Below are 17,062 nucleotides of genomic sequence, written 5' to 3' on the forward strand. Positions count from 1 at the left end.
AGATAATATTTATTTAAAGGCTTAAAAAACACTACTAATGGCTAAACAACCCAAATAAATCCCCGTCATCATGAGCATCACTCAGCGTATGCTGAATAAATATTAAGACAAAGTGGTTTATAAGTACGTAGCTTTTATAGATAATAAGCGCATGTAAAATTCGTATTAATTTTTGTAATTTTTTACTTTTAGGCTCTCGCTTCTGTAACTTTTTACTTTGTTCAACTTGTCATTCAATTTTGGAATTCAATATGGCTTTATCACGTTCATCTTCGACCACCTATCTTCGCTTGAGTATCTTAAGCGCGCTTGGTTTATTTGCTATCAATACAGCAATGGCTGCTACTACAGACGTTAGTACTGTTAATGACAACGAGCTGCCACAGGTCGAGCTTGATAAAATTGTGGTAACCGCGACGCGTACGCCAACTAAAATCAGCAATACCATTGCCCAAACTCGCGTGATTGATAAAGAAGAGCTACAACGTTATCAAGGTCAGACAGTATTAGAAGTTTTAAAGCGCCAGCCTGGTTTTAGTATTAAGCAAGATGGTGGCATGGGTAGCAGTAGTAACTTTTATGTGCGTGGTTATGATAGCAAACGTGTACTGATATTACTTGATGGCGTACGCTATGGCTCAATGTCCACAGGTCAGCCTGCTTTAGCATTATTACCAACAAGCCAGATTGATCGCATTGAAATACTATACGGAGCATCAGGCTCTAGTATTTATGGCTCTGATGCCATGGGCGGAGTTGTTCAAATTTTCACTAAAGGTAGCGATGTTCAACAAAGCAACTTTTCTGTCATTGCTGGCGTTGGTTCACACGATCATTACGTTTACGGTGCTAGTGCACAGTTTGCAAGTGCTCAAGGCAGCAAACTTAGCCTATCGGCTAGTCGTAACCAAACTAAGGGAATTAGTGCCCTTGAATACCAATCTGGTAATAATAAAGATGATGATGGCTTTAAAAGCAATAACTTTGCACTAAATGCAAGCATTCCTCTAACACAAAATATTAGCATTGGTGCAACAGGTCTTTTTGCCAAATCAACGACTGAATTTGATGATTTTAATAATAGCGCCGATGCAGAAATCGAGCAGGAAAACGGTGCTGTATCCGCATTTTCACAATACGAAAACGATAAGCTGACAGTACGCTTATCAGCAGGTCAGAGTTTGGATAAGTTGGATAATAAAGTTGGTGATGAATTTGAAACCAAACAGAAACAGGTTAACTTGTTAACCACCTATCAGTTACCTATAGGACAAGTACAGGCTGGTGGGGAATGGCTAAAGCAAGAAGTAGACATCAATGATAATACGCCTGCTAACGGAGTCGATAGCTATAAAATTAATGAACGTAAAATAAATAGTGGTTTTTTGGGCTATCAAGTTAATGAAAGTAGACACGACTTTCAAGCGAATGTACGTTTTGATGATAATTCTCAATTTGATGATGAAACCACGTTTAGTTTAGGCTATGCTTTTAAACTAATGCCTAACCTGCGTATTGGTACAAGCTTCGCTACGGGATATAAATCACCTTCTTTAAATGACTTATACGTTGAAAGCTCATATTATGTACCGAATGAAGATTTAAAAGTTGAGAAAAGCAAAAACATAGAGTTATTTGTTGAATCAAACACCAATTTTCAAAATACACGGTTAACTGGCTTTAATGGTGATGTTGATAATCTCATTAACAATGAATTTGACGAAGCTACTGGAAAATTCCAAGCACGTAACGTGGATGAAGCTAAACTGTCAGGCTATAGCTTCACCTCGGACTGGCAATTGAGTAATGTTCTATTTGGTGGACATTATACATATACAAATGCCGAAAATCGTTCGGAAGTCAATAAAGGTAAACAGTTAGTATTTCGTCCTGAGCATACTGGGCTTATTTACGTAGGCTATCAAGCAACTGATTTCGATATTCGTACCGAAGCCGAGTATATTGGCAAGATACATAACTCAGCAGACAATAGTACTTTTATGGATGACTATACACTACTTAATATTAGTGGTAATTATTACCTTAGCCCAAATCTAACATGGACAAGCCGCATCAACAACTTAACTAACGTAGATTACTCAACTAATGAAATTTTTGGGGAATATGGTTCACGTTACAACCAAGATGGTATCAACTTCTTCACCTCACTCACCTATAACTGGTTTTAAGCTTATTTGGTAAGAACCAGAACTTATATATAAATAATCAAGGCTATCGATCGATGGCTTTTTTTATGACGCAAGCACTTACGATTTTCCGCAGCCAATAGGTGACAAATTAATCACCATCAATTACAATAACGACCTCCGAGAGGTGTTGCGCCATAATAAATCTTATTGCATATAAGCTTTATCGCTTTGCAAATCATTTGTTATGTTAGGCTCGGTTAACTGTTTATGACCATTTTGGGTTACGAACAGCGCAAATAACGGCACCTGCGTTTTTATTCTTTTTATCTATTAACTGATAGGAGCATATTATGGACGCAGTGTCTAACACCCCATCTGCCCATACGATCGACCCCTCTTTCACTGACTATAAAGTTGCCGACATTAGCCTTGCTGATTACGGTCGCCGTGAAATCACCCTAGCTGAAGCCGAAATGCCTGCCCTGATGGGTTTGCGTCGTCGCTACGAAGCCGACCAACCGCTTAAAGGCGCAAAAATCGCTGGCTGTATCCACATGACTATTCAGACGGCTGTCCTCATCGAGACGCTTGTCGCGCTAGGTGCAGAAGTACGCTGGACCTCATGTAACATCTTCTCAACCCAAGACCATGCTGCGGCAGCAATTGCTGCTGCTGGTATCTCTGTTTATGCTTGGAAAGGCGAAACCGAAGAAGAGTACGAGTGGTGCTTGCGTCAACAAATTCACGTTGGCGGTGAAGAGTCCGGTCAGCTTTGGGATGCAAACTTAATCTTGGACGACGGCGGTGATTTGACTGCTTTGATTCATAATGATTATGCCCAAATGCTTGATAATATCCATGGTATCTCCGAAGAAACTACTACAGGTGTCCATCGTTTGGTTGAAATGCTGGGTAAAGGTACGCTAAAAGTACCGGCTATCAACGTCAACGATGCGGTTACCAAGTCTAAAAATGACAACAAATACGGCTGCCGTCATAGCTTAAATGACGCCATCAAACGTGCTACCGATATGTTCCTTGCCGGTCGCCGCGCTTTAGTCATCGGTTATGGCGATGTGGGTAAAGGCTCTACCCAAAGCTTACGTCAAGAAGGCATGATTGTCCGTGTATCAGAAGTTGATCCTATCTGTGCTATGCAAGCCTGTATGGACGGCTATGAAGTATTGTCACCTTATATCAATGGCGATAACACTGGCGGCGCAGAAAACATCAACACTCGTCTATTAGAAGATACTGACTTAATTGTTACCACTACCGGTAACTATCACGTTTGTGACAAACATATGTTAGCCGCGCTAAAACCGGGTGCGGTCGTCTGTAATATCGGTCACTTCGATACCGAAATTGATACGCAATTTATGCGTGACAATTGGCGCTGGGTTGAGATTAAGCCACAAGTGCATCAAGTGTTCCGCTCGGATGACGAAAACGATTATTTGATTTTGCTTGCTGAAGGTCGCTTGGTGAACTTAGGTAATGCTACTGGTCACCCATCGCGCGTGATGGATGGCTCATTTGCTAACCAAGTATTGGCACAAATGTACTTGTTTGAAGAAAAATTCGCTGAGCTGCCAGTCGATGAGCGCTTTGATAATTTATACGTTAAAGTGTTACCGAAAAAACTCGATGAAGAAGTTGCGGCGGCAATGGTTGCAGGCTTTAACGGTACATTGACGAAACTGACTGAAAAACAAGCCGAGTATCTAGGCGTACCTGTCGAAGGTCCGTTTAAGCCTGACGCTTATAAATACTAATAGGAGTCAGACTGTGACTAAGCCTGCTTTCTCCTTCGAGTTTTTCCCAGCCAAAACCGAGCAAGGCCAAGAAAAGCTCCTCAGTACTTATGATGAGCTCAATAAGCTATCACCTGCGTATTTTTCGGTGACCTATGGGGCTGGCGGTTCAACCCGTGGCCGCACGCTTGATATCGTGCAAGCGTTGTGCGCGCGCGGTGACACAGATATTGCGCCGCATATGTCTTGTATTGGCGATGACAAAAGTCAAATCGCTGAACTACTCGATCTTTATAAAAGTTTGGGCATCACACGCTTGGTTGCCTTGCGTGGTGATTTACCGTCAGGTCAGGTCGGTATGGGAGAACTGCCGTTTGCCTTAGACTTAGTAAAGTTTATCCGCGAATATTCAGGCGATCACTTCCGTATCGAGGTCGCAGCCTACCCTGAGATGCATCCGCAAGCACGTAGCTTTGAATTTGATGTCGACAATTTGGTGAATAAATATCAGGCGGGCGCCAATGCGTCGATTACCCAGTTTTTCTATAATGCCGATAGCTATTTATATCTGCGTGACACCTTAGAAAAACGTGGTATTGACACGGTAGCGCAGCCTTTGGTCGCTGGCATCATGCCGATTACCAACTCAAGCAATCTCGTACGCTTTGCTGATAGCTGTGGCGCTGATATCCCACGTTACGTGCGTAAGCGCTTGGCAGATTTTGGCGATGACCGTACTGCTATCCGAGAGTTCGGCTTTGATGTCGTTTATCGTTTGTGCGAGCGTCTAATCTCTGAGGGCGTACCTGCCATGCATTTTTATAGCATGAATAAGGTTGAGCCAAATAAACGCTTAGTCGAAGCTTTAGGCTTGATTGCTTAAATATTTATCGAATGTATTGCTGAATGACTGGCGTTCTTAGGGGCGCCGGTCTTTTTTGGTATGGGAATTGCATTTATGCCAATTCTACTTATGACAATCCCTTTACCCACCCAAATGATATTCTGCTAAGATATTGAAAAATATCATGACTCCCATTATAGGAATAAGTAATTTTGCGACGTTTCTTTTATGCCACCAGTAGCGATAGCAGTGATAAAAATGCCCCAACCTGGCCACAACTGAGCACCTTAGCTATCGGTGCTAACGTCGAGTTGACCGAAAGTATTGTCCATCATTGGTGCCGTGTACTGCGCGCCAATAACGGCGACACAGGTATTTTATTTGACGGTTTTGGCGGTGAATATCAGGTACAGCTGAATAGCATCAGTAAAAAACAGGCCACTGCGACGTTATTATCACACCTAGAAACTGACCGTAACGTCGCTATCTTAACTAAAATCGGACTGGTGATGAGTCGCGGCGAGCGCATGGATTACGCCATTCAAAAATCCACTGAGCTTGGTGTCACTGCTATTCAACTATTGAGTAGCCACCACGGTGAGGTCAACCTAAAACCTGCGCAAGTGGAGAAAAAACTGGCACATTGGCAGCAAGTGGCGATTGCTGCCTGTGAGCAATGCGGCCTTAATCGCCCGCCCCTTATTATCGCGCCATTATCGATTGATGACTGGCTGTCAAATATAGCGGCCAACGAAAATGATAACGACAAAGAGATGGCAGTTAGCCCAATCGTCGCTGAGCTAAGTAAGGATGCCTATTATCAAGCATTACAGCAACCAGCAGATTTACGTCTGCAGCTAAGCGTGCCAGCATCAGGACAGCCGCTGATGCCTGAGGCGCTGCCCGTCGTTTTGAAACAACAGGCGCCTTATATTGAATTACTAATCGGACCTGAGGGCGGGCTCAGCGCTGATGAGTGCGCCAAAGCTGCTGACGTTGGTTTTGCACCGTGGCAAATTGGACCTAGGGTGCTGCGTACCGAAACTGCGCCTGTCGTTGCCCTAGCGACATTGGCTTCGTTGGCAACCCTGCACACCTTACATATGTAGGCATCAAATTGCCATCGCTACATCGCCATTTATTATTCAATTTGATGTTATGAGTCCTATTATGACCGATTTTACCCCTATGCCAATATCGGATAAACAGCAATTATTGGTCAAGCTGTGCGAGCAATTTGAAGACGCTATCTTCATACTGGACGACAAACTGCGCTATCTATCCGTTAATGCGAACTATGAGCTGATGCTTGGCTATACAGAAAAATTTTTGCTTGGCCGTCCGCTTGGTATCTATGCAGCCGAGTTTTTGTCTGAAGAAGAGCAAGGTGTGCTTAGAAATCTGATTAACAGTTTAGACAGTACAGGATTTTGTGAAATTGATTTTTCGATGGCAAATCGCTATGGCGAAATACTTGACTGTCATATCACCTATCGCAAAATTTACTTAGAAGACACCCCTTATTACGTTGGTACCATACGTAATATGGCGACGCTGGCTAAAAACAGAAAAAAGGTCGCCCATCTGTTAAATTATGACCAGCTAACTGGACTGCCAAACCGTAAAGTATTTTTAAGTCAAACCAGTGAGTTGTTAATAGAAAGCTACCAAGAAGTGGTGGTCGTGCGTTTTAACATTGACCGTTATCGCAACCTTGCTATCTTATTGGGACCAGATGGCATCAACAAACTGGTAGAAAGTTTTGTCTTACGTATCACCGAGTTGGAGCTGGACAATTTACGCTGCTTTTCGCATTTTGGTGGTGACGACTTTGCTTTATTATTCGAATGTAATGATGCCAACATGGTGCGCCATCAATTAGACAGTTTAATGCAAATGTGCGAGCGGCCTTTTTTCTTAAATGACAGTATGGCAAAAGAAGCACAAGTCTATTGTCATATCTCGGTTGGGGTCAGCTATTTTCCTGAAAACGGCAATGAGTTCATCGGCTTATTGACCAAAGCCGAAAAAGCCTTGAATTACGTCAAGCAGCAAGGCGGCGATGATGTCTGTTGGTATCATAAATCGATTAACGAGAAGAATGCACACGATATACAGTTAGAGTCTGAGCTTAGGACGGCCAGCAACGAATGTCAATTTGTGCCGTATTACCAACCAAAATTCGCCTTAGATACGGGTGTGATTAGCGGTTTTGAGGCGTTGGTGCGCTGGCAACATCCTACTCGCGGCTTACTAAGACCCATAGACTTTATGGATGCCGTCATTTCTCATAAATTATCGTTTGAGCTATTTTCACAAATGGCAAGCCAAATTGCTAAGCAATTGACCGTTTGGCAAGATTTGGGCTTTGAGCAGCACATCTGTATCAACGCCGATGCGGCCGAGTTTAGCCATCCTGATTTTTTTGACTTGGTCAGTAACTTGTTAGACAGCCATAAACTTGCCGCTCACCAACTGCACATAGAGGTGACCGAATCTTCATTGATACAGCGCCATGCCAATGTCAAAAAACAACTGGATTTACTTAAAGAACTTGGCATCTGTCTGGCGCTCGATGACTTTGGTACAGGTTTTGCCTCGTTAAGCTATTTACAAGAATATCCGTTTGATTTTATCAAAATTGACAAAAGCTTTATCTCTAAGATTACCAATGACCGTACGCAGCGCGCCATTGTTAAAGCGATTTTGGATTTAGCAGAAGCGCTTGATATGCACGTTATCGCCGAAGGTATTGAAAACGAGCAGCAACGCGATTTACTGCTTAGTATGGGTTGTCAGTACGGTCAAGGTTATTGGTTTGGTAAACCGATGACGGCGGACGAGGCAACTAAGATGCTTACGCAGCAACATTTGTCTAAAAATGACCGTCCTTAGGATTATCTATCAAAGCGAGATTTATTAAAGCGATATTGTTTGAATTTTTCTACTCTTATTGTTAAATAATGCTTAAGTTTTTGGCGTATAAGCTCGATGATATATAGGATGCAATACAGGTTGATGACTTATCAGTATTGTCACCAAACTTGTATATTTGTCAGTGAACGCCTATCTTTTACCAAGAATTTACGAATACAATCATAATTCTTTTTCACTCTTCTCAATTTATTTCATATGATCGGTGTTGTTGTCCGTTATTGATACAGACAAACCCTTTAACAGTAAACAGTTGGCAACTCAGACTATTCATAATAGTCGATGACAGTTGCTGTTTTACTGCCGGTCGCATCCTAAAAAAGGACAGGAAGTTATGCAATATAAAGCGCCCCTACGTGATATCCAATTCGTGATGCATGAGTTACTTGACAGCGAAAGTCACTACAAAACCTTACCTGCGTTCCAAGAAGCGGATCGTGAGTTGATGGACAGTCTGTTTGAGATGGCGGCAAGCTTTGCGGAAAATGAGCTGTCTCCATTAAACCAAAGCGGCGACGCGGAAGGCTGTCATTTTGAAAACGGTACTGTCACTACGCCAAAAGGTTTTAAAGAAGCTTATAAAGCCTACTGCGAGCTTGGCTTCCCAGCCTTGTCTGCTGAAGAGGCATTCGGCGGTCAAAACATGCCGTTCTCATTATCAACAGTTATCAATGAGATGGTTGGCACGGCGAACTGGTCATTTTCTATGTATCCTGGCCTATCACATGGCGCGATTCAAACCATCGAGCACCATGGTACTGAAGAGCAAAAACAAACTTACCTCGAAAAAATGGTCACCGGCGAATGGTCAGGTACTATGTGTTTGACTGAAGCGCATGCGGGTTCTGACTTGGGTATTATCCGTACCAAAGCTGAGCCAAACGATGACGGTACTTATAGCATCACTGGTCAAAAAATCTTTATCTCAGCGGGCGAGCATGACCTAACCGACAATATCATTCATATCGTCCTAGCCCGTCTACCAGGCGCGCCTGCTGGCACCAAAGGCATCTCGTTGTTTATCGTGCCTAAAGTCATGGTCAACGCAGACAGCAGCCTTGGTGAAAACAACAACGTCGTTTGTGGTTCTATCGAGCACAAAATGGGTATCAAAGCGTCAGCGACTTGCGTGATGAACTTTGACGGCGCAACTGGTTATTTGATTGGCCCAGAAAACCGCGGTCTACAGTGCATGTTTACCTTTATGAACGTGGCCCGTATCGGTACCGCCGTTCAAGGTTTAACGGCAGCAGAGTATGCGTTCCAAGGCTCATTAACCTATGCCAAAGACCGCTTGGCGATGCGCTCACTATCAGGTGCTAAAGCACCAGAAAAAGTCGCTGATCCTATCATCGTTCACCCAGCCGTTCGTAACATGCTATTGACCGAAAAAGCCTTTGCTGAAGGCGGTCGTGCCCTCGTTTATTACCTCTCACACTTTGCGGATACTGTAGCAAAAGGCGAAGGCGATGATCTTAAATTTGCTGACCAAATGCTGTCACTATTGACACCGATTGCTAAAGCATTCTTGACTGAAACTGGTCTAGAGGCGGCTAACCATGGCGTACAGGTTTATGGCGGTCACGGCTTTATCAGTGAGTGGGGCATGGAGCAAAACGTCCGTGATACCCGTATTGCTTGCCTCTACGAAGGTACCACTGAAATCCAAGCGCTTGACCTACTCGGCCGTAAAGTATTGGGCTCACAAGGTAAAATGCTTGCCAACTTTGTCAAAGTCATCCAAACTTTCTGCGAAGAGAACAAAGACAACGATCAAATGGGTCAATTTATCCGCCCACTTGCCAAACACGTCAAAGAATGGGGCGATTTGACCGCGCGTATCGGTATGCAAGCGACTGAAAACCCAGATGCGGTTGGCGGTGCAGCAGTTGACTACTTATACTTCAGCGGTTATGTCACATTAGCTTATTTATGGGCGCGTATGGCCTTGGTTGCGCAAACTGCATTGGCAGACGGTACTGGCGAAAAAGCCTTTTACGATGCCAAAATCAAAACCGCGCAATTTTACTTTGCAAAATTATTGCCACGTACCACCACGCACGTACAGCGCATCAGCACTGGTGTTGAGCCGTACATGACCATGGACGTTGATCAATTTGCGTTTTAACGTATAGAACGTTGCAAGTGTAGTATCTATTTTAATAAGCATTTCCTATCGGCAACATACTTAGGTGTGTTGCCGATTTTCTTAGCGGCTTTATTGCTAATAGTTTTTGGTGGACGCACAATTCACGAAGAAAACCACCCGTCGTTACGCTAATTTGCTAAAATTTAACTATCTATGTTTAAGCTGCACTCACAAGAAAATTGAACGCTTTGCCCTACTCACTTTTATTTATTTAAACCAAAGGAATGTTTATGGCTGTTTATAATGCCCCTCTTAACGACATGCGCTTTATCCTAAACGACGTATTTAAGGCGCCTGAATTTTGGCAAAACAACGAAAACCTTGCTCATGTCGATATGGAAACTGTCGATATGATTTTGGAAGAAATGGCAAAATTATCAAAAAACGTCTTATTACCTATCAACCGTAGCGGTGATGAAGAAGGCGCAACCTTTGAAGGTAATGGCGTTGTCACCACCCCTACTGGCTTTAAAGACGCCTATAAGCAGTATGCCGAATCAGGTTGGGTTGGCTTAAGTGGTAACTCTGAGTACGGCGGTCAAGGTTTCCCAAAAATGGTCACTATGTTGACCGAAGAGATGGTATTTACCGCCAACCAGTCATTTGCTCTATATCCAAACCTAACCGTAGGCGCAACGCTTTGCTTAAATGCGGCGGCGTCTGAAGAGCAAAAGCAAACTTACTTAGAGAAAATGTACAATGGTGAATGGTCGGGTACTATGTGCTTGACTGAGCCGCATGCTGGTACTGACTTAGGTATTATCAAAACCAAAGCCGTGCCAAACGACGATGGTAGCTATAACATCTCTGGTACCAAAATCTTTATCACCGGCGGTGAACACGACCTCACAGAAAATATCATTCATTTGGTATTGGCAAAAACCCCGAATGCGCCAGAAGGCTCAAAAGGCATTTCGCTGTTTGTGGTACCAAAATTCTTGGTTAATGAAGATGGTAGCTTGGGCGAGCGTAACACCTTGGCAGTTGGCTCTATCGAGCATAAAATGGGTATCAAAGCCTCTGCGACTTGCGTGATGAACTTTGATAATGCCAAAGGCTGGATGGTTGGCGCAGAAAACACCGGTCTGTCTTCAATGTTCATCATGATGAACTATGAGCGCGTGACCATGGGTCTGCAAGGTCTTGGTGGTTCTGAGCTTGCTTATCAAAATGCGGCGCTATATGCCAATGACCGTGGTCAAGGCCGTAGCGATACCCAAATTCAAAGCCCAGAAAAACCTGCTGATGCCATTATTTATCATGCCGATGTACGCCGTATGCTGTTAAATGCCAAAGCCAACACCGAAGCGTCACGTTGTTTTGCGATGTACGTCGCCAAAAACCTAGACCAAGAGAAATTTAGTACCGATCCTGAAGCCGCTCAAGCAGCCGCTGCACGCGTTGCCTTACTGACGCCAGTTGCTAAAGCTTTCTTGACCGATAAAGCGTTAGAAGCGACCATTGATTGCCAGCAAGTATTTGGTGGTCACGGCTATATCCGCGAATGGGGTATGGAGCAAATCGTCCGTGATACCCGTATTGCGCAGATTTATGAAGGCACCAATGGTATCCAAGCGCTTGACCTACTAGGTCGTAAAGTGGCGAAAAATAATGGCAAATACGTCACTCATTTCTTAGGTGAGATTCGTGACTTTGTCAATAATATGCAAGCAGATCATGGTATTAAGCAAGCAACGCTAAACGCTGCTGATACGATTGAAGAGTTAACCACCACGGTACTTAGCAATATTGGCGCACGTAAGAGTGAAATTAATGGCTGTGCCGTTGATTACATGCATGCGTTTGGCTACCTTGCCTACTCGTATATGTTTGCACTCATGGTTGAAGCTGCGAATGGTAAAGAAGGTGAGTTCTACACCAATAAAGCCAAGCTTGCCGATTATTTCGTCGGTCGTATCTTGCCACGTATCGACGCTCACGCACAGATGGTAAAAGCTGGCAGTGATCCAATGATGAACTTTGATCTTAGTTACTTTGATGTACCTGCTAGCTAATTGTTTACTTTTATAATAAAGTAAGCCATACCGTACAACAATAAAAGGGACAGTCACGCTACTGTCCCTTTTTTTACCAAAATATTGTGGCAGCCATTAAAGAAATTAGACGAATTAAAGAAATACGAGAAATCAGCATATTAAAGGTCAGAATAACTGCTAACAAAATAATTAAGCGCCGAGAGATAGTTACGATTAAAATAACGCAGAGCTAAGCGTATTAACTTTAATAAGGGTTTTTTAGTTTTAAACAGTAAAGTGATGCATTGGCACGCTAAAAATTAACACTCAAAAACTCCCGTCACTTATTGCAATATTGATAAACACAGCATTTGCTAAAAAAAATATCTCCTTGTCCATACTCAATAATAACAATGATTGAAATAACCACCATAAGGGATGCAATGTGTCAGAAATAAAACACATTTTACAACAGATAACTGCCTTAAGTGATGTGCCAGATCCTGCGGTACTCAAGCGCTTAATCGATGAGCTACGTGTCAGCGACAAAGAGCCGGCATTGGCCAATCAAAAGATGCAAGATTTGATTGATATTTTACGTCAGCATCCAGAATATACCGATGGACTGTCAAGCTTCGTTTTAAAACTCATCATTGAATATCGCCAAATTGCGTTATATACCGATACGGGCATCATGTCGGATCAAGGCTTTTTTAATAGTCTGCGCCGCCTTATCGGTCATCGTTTTTTACCCCTGCTGCCACAAGAAGATTCTGTCATAGAATTGGTCGGTTATTTGTTTGACAGACGCTCTGATGAGCGCTGGCTTGCCAATATTGACAAAGACAAATGGGATGAGATGGTCGGCCTACTCAAGGTCAATGAGCAGCATTTAAACTTGGTCGCAACGGCAAAAAACAGTATCTTGAACGCGATTATCATTTTATCGTATCGGATTAGCGGCATCGGCTTGCATCCAGATTTGATGGAATTTTATCCGCAAATGCTCAATTACTCGGCGTCATTTGTGGCACAAAATCAAGAAGCTGTCCTCTACGTCAATCAATACCGAGAAGCGCATGAGCTTGATACTCTGACCGATATTATCCCTGACAAAGCGGTCGATCCTGCGCCATTACTAGTGATGATTGAGCAATGTGAAGATATCGTTGCCACTATCCGTAAACGTATCTATAAAACTGGTATTTCTATTCGTCTAACCAACATGATGCTGCGTTTGGATCAAAGCTTACAACGGATGCGTATTTTAACTGAGCTGGTAGCAGACAACTACGATAAGCGTGATCAGGCCATCATTGAGCTGATTCAAGCGCTGATTACCACCGCTAGCCGCCGCTATAGTATTGGCTATCTGATTGATAATAATACCAAGCTGCTGTCGCGTAAAGTCACCGAAAACGCCAGCCGCGTTGGTGAGCATTATATTAGTACCGATAAATCTGGTTATCAGAAGATGTTTAAAAAAGCCTCTATCGGTGGCTTTATCATTGCTTTTATGGCGACCACTAAGATATTGGCGTACCATCTGGCGCTTGCACCGATGGGACGCGCCTTTATCAATAGCATGATTTATGGTTTGGGCTTTGTTTTTATTCATATCGTCCATGGTACGGTCGCCACCAAGCAGCCCGCTATGACGGCAGCGGCAATCGCCTCTACCATATCTGATGGTTCTGGCAAAAAATCGCATCAGTTAAATAAGTTATCAGAATTGGTAGTCGATATCTTACGAACACAGTTCGTTGCCATCATGGGTAATGTTATGGTGGCCATACCCGTTGCCCTAACTATCTCTTTCGTTTGGCTGCATAATACGGGCGAAGCAATGGTGAACACTGATAAAGCCGCACATTTGCTGCATAATCTTGACCCCTTTCACTCCTTGGCGCTTCCCCATGCAGCTATCGCTGGTGTGTATTTATTTTTGTCTGGTCTTATCGCGGGTTACTATGATAATTTGGCGGTTTACAACCAAATCGGCGCCCGTATTCAGCGTCATAAGCTTTTGCAATACTTATTACCCAAAGCTTGGCTTCAGCGTTTGGGCGGCTTTATCGAAGCCAATCTCGGCGCCATTATGGGCAACTTTATATTTGGCGTATTTCTAGGCAGTACCGCTACCATAGGTTTTATATTCGGCCTACCTATCGATATCCGCCACATTGCTTTTGCCTCTGCGGATTTAGCTCATGGCTTATTTAATCTATCGTCGAGCCAACTAGATTGGACCATTGTACTTACCTCTATTTTAGGCGTTGCCCTTATCGGTATGACGAACCTTGTAGTCAGCTTCTCGCTGGCATTGTTTGTCGCACTGCGCTCCAAAGAAGTCAAATTTATGGAGTGGAGCCGTTTAACCAAGCAACTTTCTAGTCACCTGCTCACCCATCCTTCTGACTTTATCTGGCCGCGTGATAAGCCTATGAAGTACGCTCGAATTGACAGTCAAGGACATATGATTTTTGATGATACCAGCCCCCATAAAGGCGGACAGACCATACCGCATAACTATGTGGTACGCCGTTTATCTGACGTCAAAATCCTGCCCAAATCTAAGCAAAAAAGCATGCAAAATGAGCAAGCTATTACTGATATAGATTATAATAATAATATATCGGATAGCTATGCCGACGCGGCGCTGAAAAGTCGAGAAACGCACAGTACTACTAAGCCAGTAAGCGCCAAAAAAACGATCGACCTCGATGATGGGCTAATAGATGAGGAGCTAAATAGCGTCCCTTATAGTAATGACATTCAATACGATAAGTCGTATAAAGACGACGACAGCAATCCTGATAGTAAAGCTGCTGGCGATGCCAAAACGCCCTTGCCTAAACCGAAAAAACCACCAAACCTACCCAGTTAAGGGGACGGTGTTGGTGGCTTAAATAGCAGCTTGACTAACGGTTTTTTTAACTTACGAATTAGATGATAAATTATTTTTTTACAGATTTTATCTCAGAAAATATAGTCAAAATAACCTAAAAACGCTACGGTATTGCTGATATATCGATATTACTTTTCACTCACTATAGCATATAAAGTGGCATGACTATTGTTCTGTTGGCTCTTCTGTTGGTGCTATACAGTGAGTGTTTGAGGTGATGGCTTTGCCGTCGCCCAAGCGATAAGCAAATAAATAATTACCCCAAACACAGCCACCATCAAGCGCACGCGCATGCGGTAAATCAACCTCAGCTTTAAGCGCCGCCCAATGACCAAATAAAATCTTGCGTGCTCGTGGTACTTGCCATTCAAACCAAGGCAAAAAACCCTTTGGCATTGGCTCATCTAATCCTGCTGAAAAATCAAATTCGAGCGTGCCATCTTGTTTGCATAAGCGCATACGGGTGAAATAATTGGCAATTGCCCGCATTTTGGTATAGCCATGAATGTCTGCATGCCACTCATCGGCAGTTTTGCTATATAGATTCGGCAATAAGCGATCAAGCTGCTGTAAGCTGCCTTTTAGTTGGGCCTCTAACTGCTGGGCATATTTCGCCGCCGCCTTAATCGTCCAATGCGGTGGGATACCCGCATGTACCAATACCGTCTGCTCATCAGGATAAGCCAGTAGTGGCTGATGGCGTAGCCATTCTAACAATTCATCGCAATCATCGGCAGCAAAGATAGGCGCAGTTTTGTCTTTTTTCTTGAGCGCTGTTGCCCCGCGCCAAACCGCAATTAAATTGATATCGTGATTGCCCAATACCGTTGCCGCAGCCCCTTGTTCGCATAGTGCTTTGACATGACGTAGAGTACTTAACGAATCTTCACCGCGTGCCACCAAGTCGCCGGCAAACCATAACTTATCTTGCGCTGGGTCAAAATCTAAAGTTTCAAGTAATTGCAGGTAGGCCGCATAGCAACCTTGCAAATCACCGATGACATATTGATGGCGAAAACTCATAAACCCTCTATCATTTTTGTTTGATAAATTAAGCTTCTAATAAATTAAGAGGCTAAGTGACGCGCTTGATTGCTTAAATTGACAAAATCTTTCACACTTAACACTTCCGGACGCGCTTGTGGATCGATGTCGCAAGCGGCGAAATCGGCTTCGCTCAGCGTCGGCAATAACGTAGAATTTTTAAAAATAGCGCGTAGTGTCTTACGGCGATGGTTAAAGGTCTCACGTACCACAAGTGCGAAATATTCCTCATCTTCTGCTACGATTGGTTTATTGATATGCGGCGTCAAGCGAAAAACCGCACTGGTGACTTTTGGCGGCGGATTAAAGGCGCCGCGCGGTACGGTCAATAAATAATCGGTATCGCAATGATATTGCATGATGACCGATAGACGACCATAGGTTTTGCTGCCAACTTCAGCGGTGATACGCTCAACCACTTCTTTTTGCAGCATAAAATGCATGTCTTGAATGACATCAGCATAACTGAGCAAATGAAAGAGTATCGGCGTAGAAATATTATACGGTAGATTGCCCACCACGCGCAGCTTGCCGCGCTCAGGACTATATAGCTGACGATAATCAATATGCATGGCATTGTCTTTGATAATCGTAAAGTTTGGATGGCTATTAGCCCCAATACGAATGCGCAAACTATCTGCCAAATCACGATCCAGCTCGACCACGGTCATCGCATCGACTTCTGCTAATAGCGGCTCTGTTAGCGCGCCCATACCGGGTCCAATCTCGACCAAATTATCGTCACGCTCTAAACGAATGCTCTCAACAATCTCACGTATAACACTACGGTCATGTAAGAAGTTTTGACCAAAGCGTTTACGCGGTTGGTGTTTGGCAGCGCGTAGGCTGTTAGAAATAGATTGAGCATCAAACGTAGTTTTGGACATAAAAAGGTCTTAATCGATAAAAGATAAATGGACTATAGCGCTATGGCAGCAATGTGCTGGATTTATATGCGCTTTTATTTGCTGGCTTTGTGATACGAAATTATAGCACAGCTCATAATTACACTGTATTTTTGAGACATTATTATTAATAAACTACCCATACCTTAGCACAACCGACACAGTGCCTTATTTTTGTTCTAAAATCCTTTATTATAACGACGATCATGAGAATAAGCATGGTACCCTAGTGAGGACTTGAACCTTTGGCTCTAGGCTCATGATACCAACGGGTTTTCTCCCTGAGATAGTTCCAGTGTACTTCGTTGTGTACATGCAGTGAGTTTTTCGAAGATGAATTTAAGCTGTGTGACTATTGTCTTGTTATAGAGACTACTTCAAACTATATGTGGTTTACA

10 protein-coding genes are annotated in these 17,062 nt (G+C 43.4%); 8 read left to right on the forward strand and 2 right to left on the reverse strand.

Annotated elements, in window-relative coordinates; genetic code table 11:
- The first annotated feature begins 251 nt into the window (after positions 1 to 251).
- The 8 genes from JMX70_RS07350 to JMX70_RS07385 all read left to right on the forward strand — a co-directional run bounded on the left by JMX70_RS07350 (position 252) and on the right by JMX70_RS07385 (position 14,694).
- A complete protein-coding gene (locus JMX70_RS07350; protein WP_201590886.1) occupies positions 252 to 2,189 on the forward strand; it encodes a TonB-dependent receptor plug domain-containing protein in 1,938 nt (645 codons plus the stop codon).
- A 311-nt stretch (positions 2,190 to 2,500) separates the two neighbouring features.
- Positions 2,501 to 3,925, forward strand: coding sequence for an adenosylhomocysteinase (gene ahcY, locus JMX70_RS07355; RefSeq protein WP_144296236.1), 1,425 nt, complete (start codon positions 2,501 to 2,503; stop codon positions 3,923 to 3,925).
- Between the two features lie 13 nt (positions 3,926 to 3,938).
- Positions 3,939 to 4,787: a methylenetetrahydrofolate reductase gene (locus tag JMX70_RS07360; RefSeq protein ID WP_198327819.1), complete on the forward strand. Its 849-nt coding sequence runs from the start codon at positions 3,939 to 3,941 to the stop codon at positions 4,785 to 4,787.
- Positions 4,788 to 4,960: 173 nt separating this feature from the next.
- A complete protein-coding gene (locus tag JMX70_RS07365) occupies positions 4,961 to 5,857 on the forward strand; it encodes a 16S rRNA (uracil(1498)-N(3))-methyltransferase (protein ID WP_191689954.1) in 897 nt (298 codons plus the stop codon).
- 61 nt (positions 5,858 to 5,918) lie between these two features.
- On the forward strand, positions 5,919 to 7,643 hold the full coding sequence (locus JMX70_RS07370) for a putative bifunctional diguanylate cyclase/phosphodiesterase (RefSeq protein WP_201590888.1): 1,725 nt from the start codon (positions 5,919 to 5,921) through the stop codon (positions 7,641 to 7,643).
- A 373-nt stretch (positions 7,644 to 8,016) separates the two neighbouring features.
- The gene (locus JMX70_RS07375) at positions 8,017 to 9,810 is read left to right on the forward strand and encodes an acyl-CoA dehydrogenase C-terminal domain-containing protein (protein ID WP_201590891.1); all 1,794 of its coding nucleotides are present in this window, start codon (positions 8,017 to 8,019) and stop codon (positions 9,808 to 9,810) included.
- Positions 9,811 to 10,061: 251 nt separating this feature from the next.
- On the forward strand, positions 10,062 to 11,846 hold the full coding sequence (locus JMX70_RS07380) for an acyl-CoA dehydrogenase C-terminal domain-containing protein (protein ID WP_193032263.1): 1,785 nt from the start codon (positions 10,062 to 10,064) through the stop codon (positions 11,844 to 11,846).
- Positions 11,847 to 12,252: 406 nt separating this feature from the next.
- Entirely contained in the window at positions 12,253 to 14,694 is a 2,442-nt protein-coding gene (locus tag JMX70_RS07385; protein ID WP_201590894.1) for a site-specific recombinase, read from the forward strand.
- 186 nt (positions 14,695 to 14,880) lie between these two features.
- Here JMX70_RS07385 and JMX70_RS07390 read toward each other — a convergent pair whose 3' ends face one another.
- Entirely contained in the window at positions 14,881 to 15,738 is an 858-nt protein-coding gene (locus tag JMX70_RS07390) for a symmetrical bis(5'-nucleosyl)-tetraphosphatase (protein ID WP_201590896.1), read from the reverse strand.
- Positions 15,739 to 15,782: 44 nt separating this feature from the next.
- Positions 15,783 to 16,646, reverse strand: a complete 864-nt coding sequence (rsmA, locus tag JMX70_RS07395; RefSeq protein WP_201590898.1) for a 16S rRNA (adenine(1518)-N(6)/adenine(1519)-N(6))-dimethyltransferase RsmA — start codon at positions 16,644 to 16,646, stop codon at positions 15,783 to 15,785.
- Positions 16,647 to 17,062: the final 416 nt, after the last annotated feature.

The sequence above is a fragment of the Psychrobacter pulmonis genome (assembly GCF_904846465.1).
GTDB classification, from domain to species: Bacteria; Pseudomonadota; Gammaproteobacteria; order Pseudomonadales; family Moraxellaceae; genus Psychrobacter; species Psychrobacter faecalis.